19 protein-coding genes and 2 tRNA genes are annotated in these 19,222 nt (G+C 32.3%); 12 read left to right on the forward strand and 9 right to left on the reverse strand.

What is annotated here, in order from left to right; all coding sequences use genetic code 11:
• Positions 1 to 485 precede the first annotated feature (485 nt).
• A tRNA-Leu gene (locus ACEW8E_RS13520) sits at positions 486 to 569 on the forward strand.
• Positions 570 to 658: 89 nt separating this feature from the next.
• On the opposite strand, the gene ACEW8E_RS13525 is transcribed toward ACEW8E_RS13520, so the two are convergent.
• Positions 659 to 1,546 carry a hypothetical protein gene (locus ACEW8E_RS13525; protein ID WP_373480883.1) on the reverse strand — a complete coding sequence of 296 codons (888 nt, stop codon included), beginning with the start codon at positions 1,544 to 1,546 and terminating at the stop codon, positions 659 to 661.
• A 6-nt stretch (positions 1,547 to 1,552) separates the two neighbouring features.
• On the opposite strand from ACEW8E_RS13525, the gene ACEW8E_RS13530 reads away from it, so the two are divergent.
• Positions 1,553 to 2,119, forward strand: coding sequence for a DUF721 domain-containing protein (locus tag ACEW8E_RS13530; RefSeq protein WP_373480884.1), 567 nt, complete (start codon positions 1,553 to 1,555; stop codon positions 2,117 to 2,119).
• Here the strand turns inward: ACEW8E_RS13530 and ACEW8E_RS13535 are convergent.
• On the reverse strand, positions 2,112 to 2,381 hold the full coding sequence (locus ACEW8E_RS13535) for an urease subunit beta (RefSeq protein ID WP_373480885.1): 270 nt from the start codon (positions 2,379 to 2,381) through the stop codon (positions 2,112 to 2,114). The two genes, ACEW8E_RS13530 and ACEW8E_RS13535, sit on opposite strands and share 8 nt — an antisense overlap.
• Positions 2,382 to 2,508: 127 nt before the next feature.
• Here ACEW8E_RS13535 and ureA point away from each other — a divergent pair, with 127 nt between their 5' ends.
• A complete protein-coding gene (ureA, locus tag ACEW8E_RS13540) occupies positions 2,509 to 2,811 on the forward strand; it encodes an urease subunit gamma (protein WP_373480886.1) in 303 nt (100 codons plus the stop codon).
• An 8-nt stretch (positions 2,812 to 2,819) separates the two neighbouring features.
• A complete protein-coding gene (gene ureE / locus ACEW8E_RS13545; protein WP_373480887.1) occupies positions 2,820 to 3,266 on the forward strand; it encodes an urease accessory protein UreE in 447 nt (148 codons plus the stop codon).
• 31 nt (positions 3,267 to 3,297) lie between these two features.
• Here the strand turns inward: ureE and aroB are convergent, their stop codons facing one another.
• Positions 3,298 to 4,389, reverse strand: a complete 1,092-nt coding sequence (aroB, locus tag ACEW8E_RS13550; RefSeq protein ID WP_373480888.1) for a 3-dehydroquinate synthase — start codon at positions 4,387 to 4,389, stop codon at positions 3,298 to 3,300.
• Between the two features lie 145 nt (positions 4,390 to 4,534).
• Between aroB and ACEW8E_RS13555 the strand changes: the two genes are divergently transcribed.
• Positions 4,535 to 6,196, forward strand: coding sequence for a DUF3352 domain-containing protein (locus tag ACEW8E_RS13555; protein ID WP_373480889.1), 1,662 nt, complete (start codon positions 4,535 to 4,537; stop codon positions 6,194 to 6,196).
• 77 nt (positions 6,197 to 6,273) lie between these two features.
• Here the strand turns inward: ACEW8E_RS13555 and ACEW8E_RS13560 are convergent.
• Positions 6,274 to 6,346: transfer RNA gene (locus tag ACEW8E_RS13560), tRNA-Thr, on the reverse strand.
• A gap of 161 nt (positions 6,347 to 6,507) precedes the next feature.
• Here ACEW8E_RS13560 and ACEW8E_RS13565 point away from each other — a divergent pair.
• Both ACEW8E_RS13565 and ACEW8E_RS13570 read left to right on the forward strand, forming a co-directional pair.
• On the forward strand, positions 6,508 to 7,050 hold the full coding sequence (locus ACEW8E_RS13565) for a hypothetical protein (protein WP_373480890.1): 543 nt from the start codon (positions 6,508 to 6,510) through the stop codon (positions 7,048 to 7,050).
• Positions 7,051 to 7,141: 91 nt separating this feature from the next.
• On the forward strand, positions 7,142 to 7,384 hold the full coding sequence (locus ACEW8E_RS13570) for a DUF4327 family protein (RefSeq protein ID WP_373480891.1): 243 nt from the start codon (positions 7,142 to 7,144) through the stop codon (positions 7,382 to 7,384).
• Positions 7,385 to 7,443: 59 nt separating this feature from the next.
• Here ACEW8E_RS13570 and ACEW8E_RS13575 read toward each other — a convergent pair whose 3' ends face one another.
• Positions 7,444 to 7,800, reverse strand: coding sequence for a hypothetical protein (locus ACEW8E_RS13575; protein WP_373480892.1), 357 nt, complete (start codon positions 7,798 to 7,800; stop codon positions 7,444 to 7,446).
• Positions 7,801 to 7,957: 157 nt separating this feature from the next.
• Here ACEW8E_RS13575 and ACEW8E_RS13580 point away from each other — a divergent pair, with 157 nt between their 5' ends.
• Positions 7,958 to 8,761 carry an EI24 domain-containing protein gene (locus ACEW8E_RS13580; protein WP_373480893.1) on the forward strand — a complete coding sequence of 268 codons (804 nt, stop codon included), beginning with the start codon at positions 7,958 to 7,960 and terminating at the stop codon, positions 8,759 to 8,761.
• Between the two features lie 123 nt (positions 8,762 to 8,884).
• Here the strand turns inward: ACEW8E_RS13580 and ACEW8E_RS13585 are convergent, their stop codons facing one another.
• From ACEW8E_RS13585 to pilM, 4 genes are all read right to left on the reverse strand, one after another.
• A complete protein-coding gene (locus ACEW8E_RS13585; protein WP_373480894.1) occupies positions 8,885 to 10,855 on the reverse strand; it encodes a secretin and TonB N-terminal domain-containing protein in 1,971 nt (656 codons plus the stop codon).
• An 89-nt stretch (positions 10,856 to 10,944) separates the two neighbouring features.
• Positions 10,945 to 11,715: a type II and III secretion system protein gene (locus tag ACEW8E_RS13590; RefSeq protein WP_373480895.1), complete on the reverse strand. Its 771-nt coding sequence runs from the start codon at positions 11,713 to 11,715 to the stop codon at positions 10,945 to 10,947.
• Entirely contained in the window at positions 11,712 to 12,569 is an 858-nt protein-coding gene (locus ACEW8E_RS13595) for a PilN domain-containing protein (RefSeq protein ID WP_373480896.1), read from the reverse strand. The genes ACEW8E_RS13590 and ACEW8E_RS13595 overlap by 4 nt, the downstream gene beginning before the upstream one ends.
• A 2-nt stretch (positions 12,570 to 12,571) precedes the next feature.
• A complete protein-coding gene (pilM, locus tag ACEW8E_RS13600; RefSeq protein ID WP_373480897.1) occupies positions 12,572 to 13,684 on the reverse strand; it encodes a type IV pilus assembly protein PilM in 1,113 nt (370 codons plus the stop codon).
• A 428-nt stretch (positions 13,685 to 14,112) separates the two neighbouring features.
• On the opposite strand from pilM, the gene ACEW8E_RS13605 reads away from it, so the two are divergent.
• The 4 genes from ACEW8E_RS13605 to ACEW8E_RS13620 all read left to right on the forward strand — a co-directional run bounded on the left by ACEW8E_RS13605 (position 14,113) and on the right by ACEW8E_RS13620 (position 19,216).
• Positions 14,113 to 15,435: a sugar ABC transporter substrate-binding protein gene (locus tag ACEW8E_RS13605; RefSeq protein ID WP_373480898.1), complete on the forward strand. Its 1,323-nt coding sequence runs from the start codon at positions 14,113 to 14,115 to the stop codon at positions 15,433 to 15,435.
• A 407-nt stretch (positions 15,436 to 15,842) separates the two neighbouring features.
• Positions 15,843 to 18,119 (forward strand): ribonucleoside-diphosphate reductase subunit alpha, encoded by a 2,277-nt coding sequence (locus ACEW8E_RS13610; protein ID WP_373480899.1) that lies wholly within the window; start codon positions 15,843 to 15,845, stop codon positions 18,117 to 18,119.
• A gap of 96 nt (positions 18,120 to 18,215) precedes the next feature.
• Positions 18,216 to 19,064, forward strand: coding sequence for a lecithin retinol acyltransferase family protein (locus ACEW8E_RS13615; RefSeq protein WP_373480900.1), 849 nt, complete (start codon positions 18,216 to 18,218; stop codon positions 19,062 to 19,064).
• A complete protein-coding gene (locus ACEW8E_RS13620) occupies positions 19,049 to 19,216 on the forward strand; it encodes a hypothetical protein (protein ID WP_373480901.1) in 168 nt (55 codons plus the stop codon). The genes ACEW8E_RS13615 and ACEW8E_RS13620 overlap by 16 nt, the downstream gene beginning before the upstream one ends.
• The last annotated feature ends 6 nt before the right edge of the window (positions 19,217 to 19,222 follow it).

Consider the following 19,222-nt stretch of genomic DNA (forward strand, 5'->3'; position numbering starts at 1 on the left):
TTAAAAGTGGTAAATTCATCTCTATTATTAGAAGGATTCAATAATTTACTATCCATAGCTCATGTGGATAAATTATATTTTCCTACGGGATAATTTTTTTATTTATTAATAGTTGATTCGGAGTTTGACAAAAGAGGGTTACTAAGGCAATGGTGGAAGGATTAGGAGGGGAGTATAAGTCATTCAATTAATCACTTTTTGTTAGGTTATGGGTAAGATAAAACTGCTAAGCACTAATTTCCTCATTTTTGTCACCATTATTTTTAAAACTAGAAGCAGGTTTAAATATCAATAATAAAAATAAACTAAAAAAATTATAAATATATTTCTCTTAGGCAAAAAAAATTTTTTCCCTTACTTTTAACATTCTTAATTATCCATTTTTAGTTATGCTCAAATCAATTTATTAGTAAATTTTGTACAAAAGATTCATCAATATGGTGCAAAATAGTGATTAAGTACGCTAAAATTACTAAATAACTAATGCGGGACTGGCGGAATTGGTAGACGCGCTAGATTCAGATTCTAGTGTTTGTAAAGACTTTCGGGTTCAAGTCCCGAGTTCCGCACTTTTAATGTATATTAATTTTAACATCAATTTTCCTAATTAATTTAAGTTGATAATGAACAAAAATACATCGAGCTATTGTAACAATCATTAATTATTAATAGGTTGAATGTAAATTTTAATACCTTGACTCTGTAATTTTTGTCCTTGATTTTGAGCTTCAATTTCGCTATTAAATATTCCTAATTGAATTTTGGCTTGTTGATTTATTTTTACTATTTGTGCATTAGGTATAACTTTTTTAATAAGGTTAAAGTTATCCATATTTTGATAATTACTTAATAGATAATATTTTTGATTTACTTTTGGGATTAAAAGATTTTCAGGAGAATTATTGGTAGGTATAGAAAGAGATAAAGGTGATTGATTTTTTTTTATTTCCGCAAATAAAGCAGTTTTTAAGTCAGGATAAACAGGAGATTTATTAACAATAATAGAATTATTTTGATTTTCTAATAATGGATTAGGTAAAGATGGTTTTTGAATAGTATTTATATTAATATTTTGATTCTCCATATTAGAATCATTTTCTGTTAAATTAGTTTCTTGATTTTGATTTTCAGGTGTATTAATTAGAGGTTGATTTTCAGTAGGATTATTAACTAAAATTTCTTTATCTTGACTAAAAAAAATAAATAAATTCGCACCAAAAAATAAAATAATACCGAAAATGCCCCAAGGAGTTAAGATAACATCTAACAGAGATTTTGAATCCGATATTGTGTCATCGCCAATCAAACGAGAAGCTACAGAAATAGTTTCTTCAGGTTGAAAAATATCAGGGTTATAAACTAAAGCAGAATTATATTCTTGATATTTTGGTGTTGTGATAGGTTGTTCTATAATTAAATCAGGAATTAATACAGATTCTTCCTTATGACTTTTTTCATATCTATTCAACTCTAAACCTAAGTCTAAATCAAGGTTTTGAATAATTTTTTTTATTTGCGGATGAACTGATGTTACTATTTGACTCATAAATTAATGACACTTTATTGTTTAGATAACTTATTAAAGCAAATTTTATCTCAACCACAATGGGATAAACAAAGAAGATACCATGAATTAGCGAAATGTTGGCATCAAATAAATAATCCTAGAGTAATAAAACATACTCGTCCTATTTATTTTCGAGATGAAGTATTAAATATTGCTACATCTAGTTCAGCTTGGGCACAGGATTTAAACTTACAAAGACGTAGTTTACTTACTAAAATTAATCGTCGTGTGGAATCACCCATTAAAGATTTACGTTTTGCTTCGGCGCAGTGGTATCAAAATCATCTCATTTTCATGGAGGAGGAAGATGATAATAAAATACATCCTAGCACCATAATTTCTGAGTCTTCTGTCAATATCTCTACCGTAGATAACTCTCAAGAAGTATTACAGTCATGGTTAGAAACTATCAAAAAAAGAGCATTAACTTGGAAAACTTGTCCTCGTTGTGAAACTTCTTGTCCTGAAGGAGAATTAAAACGTTGGGGTTGTTGCGCTATTTGTTTTCGGGAGGAAAATTCCCAATTTTTAAGTAAGATAACGGCTAATTAATTGTGGGTTTTATCTTGACTAATTCTATCTCTTTTTCGTCTCCCGGTTCAAAACGAATAGCTGTACCTGCTGGGATATTTAACCTCATATTGATAGTTTTTTCTCGGTTAAAATGTAATGATTTGTTAACTTTTGAAAAGGGAAAATGTGAACCAATTTGAATAGGGCGATCGCCTGTATTAGCTACAGTAATTTGTAAAGTTTCCCTTCCTTGATTTAATTCAATTACACCCTCTTGGGTAAAAAATTCTCCGGGTATCATAATTAATAAATAAAAATAAAACTAATAATCTAATTATATAATAAAATAACTTAATGACATCAAAGAAAGAATAAATTTTTGATTGATCAAATAAATATTTTAAGAAAATTTAGGTACTTTTAAAAAAATGCAACTATCCCCCCAAGAAAAAGATAAATTATTAATTTTTACTGCTGGTTTATTAGCCGAAAGACGCAAAGAAAAAGGTTTAAAACTGAATTATCCTGAAGCTATTGCTTATATTTCTGCAGCCATTTTAGAAGGTGCGAGGGAGGGGCAAACTGTAGCGGATTTAATGAATTATGGCACAACTTTATTAACCAGAAATGATGTTATGTCGGGTATTCCAGAGATGATTGAAGACGTGCAAGTAGAAGCAACTTTTCCCGATGGCACAAAATTAGTTACAGTACATAATCCTATTCGTTAATATTGACTATGATTATTCTTACTAAAAAATTGACTTTTTCCCCAAATAATAAACCTAATTTAACTATTTTTTTGACGGCGGAAGAAAGACTAAAAATCAAACATACAATTTCTATTAAAGAGTCTAATAATCAAGATATTAAACTACTTAAATTAAATTTGAATAGGGGAAATATTTTAAAATCAGGTGATATATTAACTAATGATAAAGAAGATTTTTTTGTAGAAATTCAAGCTAAATCAGAAGTAGTTATTACGGTTAAATCTAACTCTAAATTAAGTTTATTAAAAGCAGCTTATCATTTAGGAAATCGTCATGTTAGTTTAGAAATAGGGGAAGATTATCTACGTTTTTCTCCTGATTATGTCTTGGAATCTATGATTGTTAAATTAGGGTTAAATATTCACCAAGAAATAACCCCTTTTTTCCCTGAAGTTGGTGCTTATAAACATTAATTAGAAAAAATTAATTCCATGGAATAATTTACTAATTATTTATTAAAACTTTCTGTAATAAATTACTATCAACTTGATCTGTAATTATTACCTTACCAATTTTTTCAGGTAAAATAAAACGAACTTTTCCTCCTTTCACTTTCTTATCCATTTGTAAAGATGCAATCGCCATATCTACATCAAGATAATCGGGGATTTTCGTGGGTAATCCAGCTTTTTCAATTAAATTATACTGTCTTTGACTTTCTTCTGATGTCCATAAATTCATCTCTAAAGCAATTTTACCAGCCGCCACCATCCCAATTGCCACCGCTTCTCCGTGAACAAAAGTATTATAATTAGTTAAACTTTCTACGACATGACCAATAGTGTGACCATAATTGAGAATAGCGCGTAATCCTCCTTCTTTTTCATCTTGAGAAACAACATCCGCTTTTGCTTGACAAGAACGAGTTAAAATTTCAGTTAATAGATCATCCTCTAAATTATTTAAGCTATTAAGGTTATTTGCTAATTCTAAACGCTCAAAAAGAGTTTTATCCCAAATCACTCCATATTTAATAACCTCCGCCATTCCAGCCTTAAACTCTCTATCAGGCAATGTTTTTAAAACACTAGAATCGATTAAAACTAATTTCGGTTGATAAAAAGCGCCAATAAGATTTTTTCCTTGAGGATGATTAACCCCTGTTTTTCCCCCTACAGAAGCATCCACCATCCCTAACAAAGAAGTAGGAATTTGAATAAAATTAATCCCTCTTAACCAAGTCGCCGCAGCAAATCCCGTCATATCCCCTACAACACCACCGCCTAATGCTAACATTGTTGAGTTACGTTCTAATCTAAATTGAAGTGCAGTATCATAGATTTTGGAGATAGAATCAAGAGTTTTATAACTTTCTCCAGCAGGAATTAAATGATAATTGACGGTAAAACCAGCTTTTTCTAGTGAATTAACCGTTATGTTACCGTAATAATCAAAAATTTCTGCATTGGAAATGATTAAGATTTTTTTACCTAGATTTAAGGTTTTTGCTTTCTCCCCGATAGTCGATAATCCATTATTAGTAACGCAGATAGAATAAGAGTTTTCAGGCAAACAGACGGAAATAATTGATTCCATAAGAAAGAATAGTCATGATTGAGATCAAATTTATTTTATCTTAATTGGAGTTGTTGCAATATCTAACTACTTAAGGGTAAAAAATTATCTATTTTAAAATTGCTCATGTGATATATTAACAAAAGTAATTAGTGTTGATATTGCCATGAAATCTCATTCTTTTGTACCTAAGATCCTTATTGTAGCATTAGGAGTGATTCTTGTTACCTTTTTTGGTTTATGGTTTTTTATGGGTAAATATCCCAATTACATTGTCAAGGGAGGAGTTAAAAATAATCCTCAAGGGGTGGTATTTATTCCCAAACAAGCGCCATTAATGGTATCTTTATTGATTAATCCTAATGAATTAGGCATCATAACTAAGTTATTTCCTTCTAATGATGAACAAAAAAGAATTTTAAAAGCTATTGAACAACTTAGAACTAATTTACTATCTCAAGCTCAAGTGGATTCTAAGGAAGATTTACAAAACTGGTTAGGAGATGAAATTACTTTAGCCGTAACCTCTTTAGATTATGATCATAATAATGATAATGGCATAATTCCAGGATATTTATTAGTTGCTAAAAATAAATCCCCTCAGTTAGCAAGAGAATTTTTACAAACTTATTATGGTAAACAAGCTGTTTCTAATAATGCACAATTAATTTTTGATAAATACAAAGGAGTAAATTTAGTTTTTCAACAACCAACGGTTGCTAATACGTCAATTAAACAGGTAGCCGCCGCCGTAGTAGGAGATTTCGTCTTATTCGCTAATGATATACAAGTATTAAAAGAGTCTATTAATAATGCTCAAGCTATTAATCTTAATTTAGCTCATAATTTAGCATACCAGAAAGCGATCGCCTCTTTAACAGAAGAAAAAGTCAGCGTTGCCTATGTCAATTTACCTTCGACTTCCGCATGGATTGGGAATAAACCAGATATAGAGAATTCTTTAATTAATCAAAGTCTTACTTTATCACTAAGTTTAAATCCTCAAGGATTAATAACTCATACAGCGTTATTTGGAGTTAATGAAGAAGAAAATCAACTTCCGAGTTTAACAAAACCTCCTCAAACTCTAGCTTATATTTCTGATAATAGTATTTTTGCAGTGGCAGGAGTAAACTTAGAGAAATTTTGGCTATCTATCCAACAAGGATTAAAAGAAAATAACCCCTTATGTCAATTAATTTATCAAGGCATTCATCCTTTAGAAGACTCATTAAAAATTGATTTTGCTGAAAATATTTTTCCCTATGTTACCCAAGAATATGGGTTATCTTTATCTATCAATGAAACAACTAAAGAATTAGACTGGTTATTTGTCAATGAAACTCAAGAAAATTCATTAACCAAAAGTTTAGATAATATTGCTAAAAATAGAGGCTTAAGTGTTGGTAAATTACCTTTAAATAACAATACAATTACTGCTTGGACACAATTAGTTACAACTTCTAAAAATAATTTTTCTAATGTGGAAACCCAAGTGAAAGGAGTCTATATTGAAAAAGATTCCTACGAAATTTTAACTAATTCAGTCAACGTTTTAAGTAATACTTTAAATCATCCTGAAAATAATTTATTAGAAACATCTAATTTTCAATCAATAATTCAAGCCTTACCTAACAATAATGATGGTTATTTATATCTACAATGGCAACCTTTAAAACCTTATATAACTAAAAGATTTCCTGTGATAAAAATTGCTGAATTAGCCTTTAAACCATTATTTGATAATCTAAAATCTTTAACTATTACTATGGATTCAGTGGAAAATGACATCAGAAAAGGTACTATTTTTATAAATTTATCCCAGTGACAAAATTTTAAAAAACCTGAATTATTATTATCTCAGAATCAATAGAGAAATTAATTCTAGTAAAGATTTTTAATGTAAGCTACCTATCGGAATTGAACCGACAACCTATTCATTACGAATGAATTGCTCTGCCAATTGAGCTAAGGTAGCACAAATTAACAATAATATTATAACGAAGATTTCCGATTTAGACAAAGAAACAAATAGGAAAGGTTTTCTGATTATTTTATTTCTTATCAATAAATTAAAGATTGCTATAGTTGTTTTAGATTTACTAGAAAATAAATATGATAATTTAATTACTACATAAAATGAGCAATAATTATTGGGAAGTTATCAGTCAATTTGTGGAAATAAAATCACCTTGGTTAAAATTAATTGGGGAAAAAGTTAAGGATAATAAAGAACAAATATTAGATTATTGGCGAGTAGAAAAAGATGATTCTTTAATTATTATTACTGAATATAAAAATCAATTATTTTTTCCTCCTTGCGTTTATCGTCATGGTATTAATCAAGTTACTCTCGATTTTGCTGGTGGTAGAGTTAACCCTCAAATAACTTTAGAAGAGAATGCTTTTTTAATTTTAGAAAGAGAGTTAAATCTTGAAAAAAAAGATCTTAAAAACTTAATTCCAATTAATCAAAAACCTTGGATAATTAATAGTGCTTTTAATAATCAAAAATTATGGGGTTTTTATAGTCAAATTAAGTCTGAAATTAATGTAGGAGAAGGTATATTTTATTCTCTTACACAGGAAGATTTATTAAGATTACGCAATGATTTAACCTGTATTCAGTGTCGATCACTATTATTAGAAAGTATTTGTCAAGGAATTGTTGCGGTTTCTTAATCAAACAGTATAGAATTTAACTGAAGAATCTATTATTTTAAGATACAAACTTTAGTTGCTCTTTTACCAGAGTGAATATTTATAAAAAAACATGAGTACTTATACTTTTTTGTCAGGTTACAATTATGGCAACACTATTGAGTTGATTCGAGACGAAATCCGTGCCTTATTAGAAAGAGGTACAATTAGCCGTAATCAAAGGATTTACAGCCTTGCTAATTATATTCCCCCTAGAGAATGGTTATCCATTGAAAAACAACTAGAAGAAAAAGATTATTTATTGCGCGATCGCATAGGGGATTTATTAGGAGTAGAAAACTGGGATAATGATTAAAATATAGGGGTTAATATGATTAACCCTCCCAAAAATAAATATTTAACACTCAATTATCTTTAACGAGATAAATTTAGTTTTTCTAATTCTTCTCTTAAACTAATAACTTCTTTTGTAAGTTCTTGAATGTCATCATTTTTCTTATTCCCAGAATTAATCTCTATATCTTGATAAGATTTATTACTATCAAATTTAACACCGTTAAAAAATTGTTCGATGATTTTTTTAGCTTCTTGTTCAGTTATAGTACCTTTTTCTTCCCATTCTTTTGATTTTTGTTGCCATTGTGCATTCAAATCTGATAAAACTTGACTACGTTTTTGATTATCTTGTAAAGTTTCCACCGCCGAAGTTGTCGCACCAATAGCAGTTCTAAACCCTTCTTGAATTATACTAAATAAAGTATTGTTTTCCATTATGATTAATTTACTCCGTATTCAAAAAAATATCTTCAACTTTAATATAATGTAACTTTTGATTATTATATCTTCAAAGTAAATAGTGATAACCACACTATGATTTATTGAAGTAATAAAATATATTTCTATATTAAGATTTAGTCTTTTTTTATTTATGAGTAAACAGATTTTAACAGGATTTGGTTTTTTTACGGGAGTAAGTTATCCTTTTCAAGCCATAAGAATTTTAGGACAAAATCGTAAACTATGGAAATATTTAATTATTCCTATTCTCATCAATTTTTTGGCAGGAATAACTACTTATATTTTATTATTAAATCCTAGTTTAAAACTTTTTGATACTATTACTAATAATGTAATTTTATGGGTAGATAAAGTCATAGATAAACTACCTGAATGGTCACATTTTTTAGTTTATATAATACTTTTTATTAGTTTTTTATTAAAGGCATTTCTATTTATTTTATTACTAATAATAATCGGTTTTATTATTGTCCAATTTGGTTCAATTTTAGGCTCACCTTGGTATGGTAAATTATCAGAACAATTAGAAATTTTCCGCACGGGAAAGCTAGAAATAATAGAAGTAAGTATATTCCAAGATATATTTAGAGCAATTTTATTTGAACTAAAAAAACTATTGTTAATAGTGATAGTTAGTCTTCCTTTTTTTCTGTTTAACTTAATTCCCAGTATAGGTAACTTAGTTTCTTTAACCATCGGATTTACTTTAACTACTACTATTATTTGCTTAGATTTTTGTGACGCAATTTTAGAAAGAAAACGCCTACATTTTCGAGAAAAATTAAAATTTGTTTGGCAAGGTTTTCCCACTACCGCAGGATTTGGGTTAATTTGTTTAACCTTGATTAGTATTCCTTTATTTAATTTAATTGTAATTCCTATTTGTGTTTGTGCAGGAACATTATTAGTCTGCGATAAAGCTAGAAATAACTAAGCCTTCCCCCTTTAGATTTAGAGAGATAAATTGATTACCGCCTCCAGAAAAAAAGTCCCCATATTTGGGGATTTAGGGGCGTATTACAAAAAAAGTTTCCTGCCTCAGATTTAGAGGCATAAATTAGTATGGAGTAGTAGGTATATTTAAACCACGATCGCGCAAATATTTCCCTGTTTCACGAGAAGGAGTGTAATTATAACCTAATCCACTAGAACCTTCGGAATCATTAAGAACTTGAGGTGTAAGCATAACAATTACTTCTGAACGAGCTTTATCTTTAATAGTCGAGCGGAATAAACTACCAATAATGGGTAAATCTCCTAAAATCGGCACTTTAGAAATATTTGTTCTTTCACCATCAGAGATAATTCCTGATAAAATTAAAGTTTGTCCATCCCGTAAACGAATCAAACCAGAAGATACCGTTCTTTTTTGTAAGGGAGTAATGACGTTATCTGCACCGTCACCACTACTGAAAACTTGTGCGGGGCCAGGGGCGCTAATGGAAGGATTTACTTGTAAATTAATAAAACCATTATCATCGATTTTGTCAATGCGTACCCCTAATACTAATCCAGCTGGTTCAATAACGGGAGTTGTCGTTCTGACACCACTTAATTGATCAATGGAAGTATTTATGCTAGTTACAACGTTTTGGATTAATTCTACCGATCCTACTTGACCTTCTTGTACCACTAAAGTAGGATCAGTTAAAATTTTGGCATTTCCTGAAGATACATTAGCTCTAATTTGGGCTAAAAATGCTTGAGGGACATTAAAATTACTACCCGGAGTAACACGAGCGGCATTACCCGGTTGAGTAGGATCTGCTGTCGAACCAAAGGGAGAAATACGTCCAGAATTGGGGGTTCCTAACGGTAGGGTATCGACATCTGGAGATCGTAAAAGTAAACTATTTATAACCTCTCTGGTTAACTCAGTTGTCCCATTTTGTATCGATTGAACTAGATCTCTGTTGAATGAGTCTATAATACTACGATTTTCCTGAAAAGCAGGAGTTAAATTACCATCAGGATCAATTCTGAATTGTTGGGAACTTACGTTACTATTATTTGTACCAAAGTTAATTACTCCCACACCGCCATCTTGAACTACTCCAGTATCATTAATCCCAAAAGAGAAACTAGATCCAAAACTATCACTTTGATCTAGTTGTACGTCAACAACTTTCACGTTAACCGCTACTTGACGACGACGAACATCTAACTGAGTTAAGAAAGAAGTAGCCATTTGCACTAAATTAGCATCACCCACAAGGGTAACAGTATCATTAATAGGATCTGCATGAACTGTCAAACCTTTTAATACCAAATATTCGTTATCTTTTTCCGCACTTTCTAATTTTTTAACTTCAAAAGTTCTGGTAACTTTACCATCTTTTTCTTCGTCTTTAACTTCAACAATGTTACCTTGAGCCCCTTGACTATTTAAAAAACTAGCAGCTCCTACCGCACTATATTGATTTAAACGAATACTACGAGTAATGGTATTTCTCACCGAAGGAGGTAACTTACTACCTACAAAAATAGTTTTACCTTGAACACTAGCTTTTAAACCAGAAATCATCAAAACACTATTAAAAACATCTTGTACTGGTTCATTTTCTAAATCTAAAGATACAGTATTTGTGGTTTTTTCATCGGTACTTTTATCAGTAAAGATAATGTTATATCCTGCGGCACGACTTAATAAGGCTAATACCTCGGTAGCTGGTGCATCTCTCAAAACTAAACGAGGTACAGTAATATTTGTACCTAAGTTGATCGTAGGAGTACTACTATTTACATTGGACACTGACATATCACCTACAGGTGGAGCTACGGCTCTGGGTAAAAAAGGCGGAGGTGTAGGTTGAGAATTTTCTACGGGTTTGCCATCAATTTTAATCCCCGGATTCGGAAATAAGACATCTTGATTAGGAGGAAAAGATTGAGCAATAGATTGAGGTTGTTTTTTGAAAGTTAGTTTTTTATGTAAACTAGGATTTGCTAATGCTAAAGACTGAGAAGAAAGAAGAACAATAGCAGTACTACTTAAAAACTTGATTTGATTAACAGAAAATTTGATCATGGATTTGTTCCTACACACACTTAATTTTTTTATAGTCTGATTATGAAATAGTTTGACAAAACAAAGGATAACCACAAAGGTTATTATTTTTACTTGGCAGGAGGTGCTTTGTCTTTACCTTTAGCTTCTCCTTCTGCTGGTGGTGGTGGAGCTGCTGGTTGTAAGTCAGGAAAGACTGCCTTAACAGTGATAGTTGTTTTTAATTTAGGATTTCCTACTGTTACTAATTGGTTATTTTCTAGTAAATATTTGGCTGGATCTATGGTGGATGTGTTAAGATTTTGCACAACTAATAAAGGTTGTAACCTTTCAAGATCTTGTAAAAATAACTGTAATTGCGTAAAGTTACCCTCTAAATCAAGATTATAAGTTTTAACTTGAAAATTATTAGTAGCTAAAGAACCTAAAGAATCATCAGCAACTTTTTCTTTTTCTGCGGAAGGAACATAACTTGTCATTTTAATATTATTAAAGTTAGTAAAGTTATTAACATCTAACAATAAAGTTTCTAAGTTTTGATCTGTGGCAAAAAGTTTAAGTACATCTTCTTTGAGAATTTTAGCTTGATCTAATTCATTTTGTTTACTGGCAATAATTTGATCTAATTCCCCTGAATTAATTTGCTCTAATTGAGCTTGTTTTTCCTGTTTTTGTTTGTTTAAGTCCGATAATTCCGTCCATACAGGAAGTACTTGACTATAAAACAAGTAACCTGCGATAAGAAAACCACCTACGCCAATAGCAATGCCTGTTACTTTGGGGGTAAAAGTTATACCAAAGGCTTTGGGAGAGTCTCCATCATCGCCAAAATCACCATCTTGGGGATCGAATTCATCGGAAGTAGTAAAAGATGTTGTCATGGTTTAGTTTCTCCTTCTGGTGTTGGTGTTGGTGGTGTTGGTGTTGGTGTTGTATTAGCTATTTCTTCTAATTTTAACGCTCCTTTTCGCTGTAAGTTGGTTAATCTTGACACAAGACCAATAGCACCTCTACTATTAAGCACATTAAGTAATTCTTCCGATGGTTTATCGTTAATTTGAGCGGTAATACTATAAGAAACTACTTGAGGTAATGTTATGAGATCTGAATTTGTCGTTCCTCCTTCTGTTGGGGTATTACCATTTACTTCGTCAATTAATTGTTGTCGATTGGAAATTATTTGACTAGGATTATCTGCAAGACTGGTAGTTGTCAGTTTAGTTTGTTCGCCATCGAGAAAACGAGAATTTTTGAGAGTTAAAACAAAGTCGTTAACATTGTCATAGGAATCAGCATAACCAGCAATGGTTAAGATCTTATTTTCTGATTGCGAAATAGACTGAATTTGAACCGAAGGAGGTGTAACACTGCCAATTTCTGACAACATCGCTGACCAAGGTTTAATTTGATTAAAAACACTAGCAAGGATGCCAATTTCTCGATTAACACCATCGATTTCTGTTTTAATAGCATTAACTTGGGCATTTTGTCCTTGTAAACGCTGAATTTCTGCATCTAACTGGGCGATCGCACTAGCGGTGGTAGTTTTTTGATTATTTAAGAAAAATAAAGCGCCTCCAGTAGCCGCAATAAAAGCGACAGCAACACCAGCACCAATCAAAATGGGTAGTTTTTCAATGAGAGGAGTATCAGTTTTTTTCCTAAAAGCAGTAGTACCAACAGTAGAAGTATCTAGTTTACGATCTTTTAAAAAATTAATATCAATTTTATACATAATTAGATCATCCTCATACCTAAACCGATTACTGTACCTAATCCAGCTCTTTGCATCACCGATAAATCTTCTTTAAAAGTTAAAGATAGTGCAGAAACAGGATCAATTTGCATGGCGGGAAGACTTAATTTTTTGGTGAAAAACTCATCAATTTGAGATAAACCAGAGCCTGGCCCTGCTAACAGTAATTGTACTACTTCAACGTCACCACTTTGATTAAGATAAAAATTAATTGAACGACGTAATTCATCCACTAATTCACCTAAAACCCTTAATAAAGAGTCCATACCCGGATTAATCCATGTTTGACTACTGGTGGTATTCGTTGTACTTTGTTCGGGATTATTGGGGATAGTGATTTCTTGTAGTAATTCAGTATTTTTAGATGTTGGTAAATTCATGGCTTGAGCTAAAGCGGTTTGCATTTGATATGTACCAATGGGAATAGTACGAGAAAATTGAGGTACTCCTTCCACAATAATAGCTATTTCGGTAGTATCAAATTCAATATCCACTAAAACCACAGCTTCACTGGAAGAAAATTGTTTTAACTGCTTTTTTATGGTTCTAATTAAAGCAAAACTATTAATTTCTAAGACATTGATTTTTAAACCAGCTTGTTGAAAAGTCTCAAGATATAAATCTGTTACTTCTCGGCGAGTAGCTACCAATAAAACCTGTACTTTTTCAATACCGTCATCATCAACAAAATAACCTAATTTCTGAAAGTCTATATCAACTTCTTCTCTAGGATAAGGAAGATAAAGACTCGCTTCATGATTTAATACCATATCTCGCAATTCTTGATCATTTAACTCCGCAGGAATAGGAATAATGCGAATAATAGACTCTTTCATGGGTACTGCCGTAGCGATTTGTTTTGGTTTAACTTTCGCTTCTTTGAGTAATTGATCAATTAATTCGGCTAATGCTGAAGAATCAACGATTTGTCCTTCTTGAAAAATGTCTTCAGGGACATCAATCGAGTGGTATTTTAACAGTTTATATTGCTGTCCTTTTTTGGTTAGTTGAGTTAAAGTAATTTTGTCAGGATTAATTTCTATTCCTACGCCACTACTTTTTCCCCCGATCAAATTAGTTAAAAAATCTAACATTTTCTTAGCTCCTTTTCCGTATATTTACGGATATAAGATAAAGATTTAATAAACATATCTTACCCTATCTAAAACAACGGATCATTATTTACTTTTTGACAGGATAAACAAACAAACTATAATCTAATATTATTTAATCTAAATCATACTCAAGAACTGATAAAAAAATTCGTATTGCTTATTAATTTAATATTGTTACAAAATATTGCGAAAGTTTAGTTGTCAGCATTGAAATTTAGAGTTTTGGATTTCAGGTTTTGGATTTCAGGTTTTAGGTTTCAGATTTCAGGTGTCGGGTGCGAGTTTCAGGTTTTTAATAATGAGTTGATAGATTATTCAATACTCTTCCTATCTCCTGTCTCCTCTCTTGACTGATAATTTTATGGTTTACTCAGATAAAAATTGACTATTATTTAGGATTAGTATAAATGTTTTTTTTCTCATCTCATAGCTATAAACATAATTTCATTGTCTATATTGGTTGGTTTATTTCAGGATTATTAATTACATTATTAGTTAGTTGTACAACCCCTAAGTCTGTGACTAACGAGATTGAGTTTTGGACAATGCAGTTACAGCCTCAGTTTACCGCTTATTTTACCCAGTTAAATCAAAGTTTTGAAAAAGACAATTCCCCTTCTCAAATTCGTTGGGTAGATGTGCCTTGGAGTGCCATGGAGAGTAAAATTTTAACGGCAGTATCAGCTAAAAGTGCGCCTGATGTGGTTAATCTGAATCCTGATTTTGCTTCTCAATTAGCTAGTCGAAACGCATGGTTAAATTTAGATACAGAAATTTCTCCCCAAGTAAAAAGTGAATATTTAGAAAAAATTTGGGAGGGGAATCAAATGGAAGTTTGTCAAGAAAAGGATAAATGTACAACCATGACTTTTGGTATTCCTTGGTATTTAACTACTACCGTTACTGTTTATAATCAAGAATTATTTAAACAAGCTGGTATTACTCAACCGCCTACTAATTATGAAGATTTAGCCATCGTCGCCGAGAAAATTAAAAGTAAAACAGGGAAATATGCTTTTTTTGTACCTTTAGTGACAAATGACTCTAACGAAATTTTACAGTCTTTTGTGAAAATGGGAGCTAATTTATTAGACAATGAAGGTAAAGCTGGTTTTAATACTCCCGAAGGTATTGCAGTTTTTCGTTATTGGACAGATTTATACCAAAAAGATTTATTACCCCCAGAAATTATGACTCAAGGTCATCGTCATGGTATTGAATTATATCAGGCTGGGGAGTTAGCTTTAATTGGTACTGGTGCAGAATTTTTGAAAACTATTGCCACTAATGCGCCTACTGTTTATGAGCAATCTGCTGTGTCTTCTCAAATTACAGGAAAAACCAATAAACAAAATGTATCCGTAATGAATTTAGTTATTCCTAAAGATACCACTAAATCAAAAGAGGCGATTAATTATGCTTTATTTGTTACTAACGGTGATAATCAATTAAAATTTGCCCAAGAAGCCAATGTCTTACCTTCTCATAATCAGGCGATCGCAAACTATATTAGTAATTTAGAGAAAGATGGTAATAAAGATATTGTCACCGAAGCTAGAAGAATTAGTGCGACACAGCTAAAAGATGCACAAATATTAATTCCTCCTGTGAAAAATATTAACGAATTGAAAAAAATTATTCACGAAAATCTACAAAGTGCTATGTTAAAACAGAAGACAGTAGAACAAGCCGTTACCGATGCTGCTAACCAGTGGAATAATAAGGAGTAAGGAGTAAGGAGTAAGGAGTAAGGAGTAAGGAGTAAGGAGTAAGGAGTAAGGAGTAAGGAGTAAGGAGTAAGGAGTAAGGAGTAAGGAGTAAGGAGTAAGGAGTAAGAAAGGAAACGGGGAATAGTCTAATAATTTAACTAGAATAAAAACTATCTAATTTGATGTCTATAAACTCATTCTTTAAAACCTGAAACCTGAAACCTGAAACCTGAAACCTGAAAAATAGTAGTATTTATCATTATTTATTGAAATAAGCATTTAACTTTATTGACTAAATTTTATATATGGTGTATGGAGAGAGCAGACTACCCCATATGTATGGTATAAAAGAGAAGAACTAAACAGCAGTAAATTTTTTTTGAGTAGAAATACTTAAAGTAAGCGAGGCAGAAGCAATGTTATTGGATATGCAAGAAAATACGATCTCTAGCCATTCATCAACGACTTATAATGAGCATTTTAGTAGCTCTACAAAGAGTATCGAAGTAATAAAGCGCAATGGAAAATCAGCACCTCTTGATATTAGTAAAATCAGAAAAGTAGTCAACTGGGCTTGTAATGGAAAAGATGTCAATTCTATTGCCTTAGAATCTGGTTTAAAAACTCGTCTGCGTGACGGTATCACTACTAGAGATATTCAAGACAATTTAATCAATTGTGCCTTAGAAATGTGTAACTTAGAAGAACCTGACTGGCGTTATGTAGCAGGGCGATTACATACTTGGAGTTTATGGAAAGATACCCTAGCCACGAGGGGTTATAACTATGGTAACTACCCTCAAACAGTGGCTAATTTTGTTAAAGAAGGTAAATACGATGCTCGAATCTTAACCTATTCCCCAGAAGAATTAGAAATTGCCAATAGTTGGATTAATCCAGACTGGGATTTAGATTATGATTATGCTGGAGTCGTCTTGTTAAGCAGTCGTTATCTTTTGCCTCAAGAATTACCTCAAGAAGCCTTTCTTACCTGTAGTTTATTATTAGCGATGGTGGAAACTCCAGAGGTGAGATTAACTTACGCTCGTCAATTTTATCAGGCGATCGCATCCCGTCGTATTTCTTTAGCAACACCTATTTTAGCAAATTTAAGAGTGCCAAACGGCTCATTAACTAGCTGTTTTATTGTGAGTATTGATGATAACTTAGAAAGTATTTTTCAAGAAATTACTAATACTGCTAGAATTTCTAAAAACGGGGGAGGAGTAGGGGTAAATGTCTCCAGAATTAGGGCTACAGGAAGCTCCGTTATGGGTAAAAAGAACGCATCAGGGGGGGTGATACCTTGGATCAAACTCCTTAATGATACCGCTATAGCCGTAAATCAGGGAGGAAGACGAGCAGGTGCTGTGACTGTAGGTTTAGATATATGGCATCTCGATGTACCAGAATTTTTGGAGATGCAAACAGAAAATGGTGATCAACGTCGTAAGGCTTATGATGTATTTCCTCAGCTTATTTTAGTTGATGAATTTATGCGCCGAGTTAAGCATAAGCAAGAATGGACTTTAATTGATCCTTATGAAGTTAAAAATGCTTTAAATATTGATTTACCACCGTTATGGGGAGCAGAATTTGAAAAAGCCTATAGTATTATTGAAGCAAATCTTGACACGAAAATAAAAATCTATAAAAAAGTCAACGCCAGAGAATTATTCAAACATATCATGAGGGCGCAAGTAGAAACAGGAATGCCTTATCTTGCCTTTAAAGATACTATCAACAAAGCTAATCCCAATAAACATGATGGTTATATACCGGGAGTAAATTTATGTACAGAGTCATTCTCGAATGTTACGCCTGATAAATATGCTCACTGCTGTAATTTAGTCTCTCTTAACCTTGCTAATTTAGAAGAAGAAGAAATGGAGACGACTTGCACTTTAGCTGTAAGAATTTTAGATAATACCATCGAAATTACTTTACCGCCTTTTGTCGATGCGGCAGCCCATAATAATCGCTATCGCACCATCGGAGTCGGTGCAATGGGACTGGCTGATTGGTTAGCAAAACGAAATCTAAGATATAGTAATCTCTCCCACATCAGTAATTTATTTGAAGATATTGGTTATTATTGTACTCATGCTTCTATGGAATTATCTAGGGAGAGGGGTGCTTATCCAGCCTTTGATGGTAGCGATTGGAGTAAAGGCTTATTAATCGGTTGTCAACCCGTAGAATGGTTTGAGGAAAATGCTTATAATAAACCCCGTTGGCAACAATTATCCCAAGATATTCAAAAATTCGGTATTCGTAACTCTCATATTACTGCTATAGCTCCTAATACTTCATCATCTTTAGTACAAGGTTGTACCGCTAGTGTATTGCCTGTTTATAGTCGTTTTTTCTATGATAAATGGGCTAAAGGTACTGTACCCATTGCACCTCCTTTTATTAGTGATAAACAGTGGTTTTATCAGGAAAATAAGCACCTCAATCAGGATGAAGTGGTAAAGGCGATCGCTGTCATTCAAAAATGGATAGATACAGGAATTTCAATGGAGTTACTTTTTAATCTCAATGAAGGAGTATATTTCACTGACGAACCTGAAAGAGCGTTAAAAGCTAAAGACATTTATGATACATTATTGCTTTCATGGGAAAAAGGTTGTAAAGCAGTTTACTATGTGCGTATTGTGCAACGAGATTCTTTTAAGGAAGAATGTACGGCTTGTGCGAATTAAATAGAATACAATAAGTAATAAGTAATCAACTTTTGATAAAATTTAATAAAAATAAGAATACAATAATTATTAGAATATAAATTTAGGGAAAAAGATATGGCAAAGGGCGATCATTTATATTATAGTTTTTTCTTCAATGGTTTTCCTATCACTCATCATGGTATTGATTGTGGAAACGCCTTAGTTATTGAGTTTGGGAAAAAACAAGGTAGCAAAGATAAATGTATTGTGACAATTACTACATTAAATGATTTTTATGCCAATAGAAAAGTATCTGTTAAGCCATATGGAAAATGTGATTGTGCGAATATTGTAATTGATAGAGCTAGAAAAATGCTCGGTCAAGAAAATTACAATTTATTTACTAATAACTGTGAACATTTAGCGACTTATTGTAAGACAGGAATAAAACATAGTGAACAAGTGAAAAATGTCAAGGCAGTCGGATCTGGCGCTTCAGCTAGTGGTGTTGCCGTTGCTACTGGTATTGGAGTAGTTGCGGGTACCGGTGCTGCCGCAGGATTTAGTGGTGCTGGTATTATGTCTGGACTGGCTACTGTCGGAGGAGTTGTTGGAGGAGGTGCAGTTGCAGGTGTTGGAGTATTAGGTGCTGCACCTGCGGCAATAGCAAAAGTCGCAATGGATCAAGTTTTAAAAGATGATGAAACTTTACCACCAAAAGAAAGAGAAGCTCGTAAAAGAGGGCGAGATATAACAACAGTGGGTGCAGTAGCTGGAACGGCTGGAGCTGTCGGTGCGATCGCTGCTAGTGGAAGTGTTGCTGGATTAAGTGCCGCAGGAATTACCTCCGGATTAGCGGCAGTGGGAAGTGTTATTGGTGGTGGTATGGTAGCGGGGGTTGCTGTGACTGTTGCTGCACCTGCCGTCACTGCTGGGGCAATTGGTTTTGGTGCATATAAAATTTGGAAATGGTTATCGGAGTAAAAGGAAAAATTTTAGGTATATATTATCCTATGATTGATTATGATAAGGTGAAAAAAGCAAAAGAAAAAATGGATTTAATTATGAAAAAAACCTTAGAAGAAACAAGGTTAACAGAAGAAGAATATTTAGACATTTTTATGAGTATAAATTAAAAATAG

It is taken from the genome of Geminocystis sp. (assembly GCF_041753295.1).
Lineage (GTDB): Bacteria > Cyanobacteriota > Cyanobacteriia > Cyanobacteriales > Cyanobacteriaceae > Geminocystis.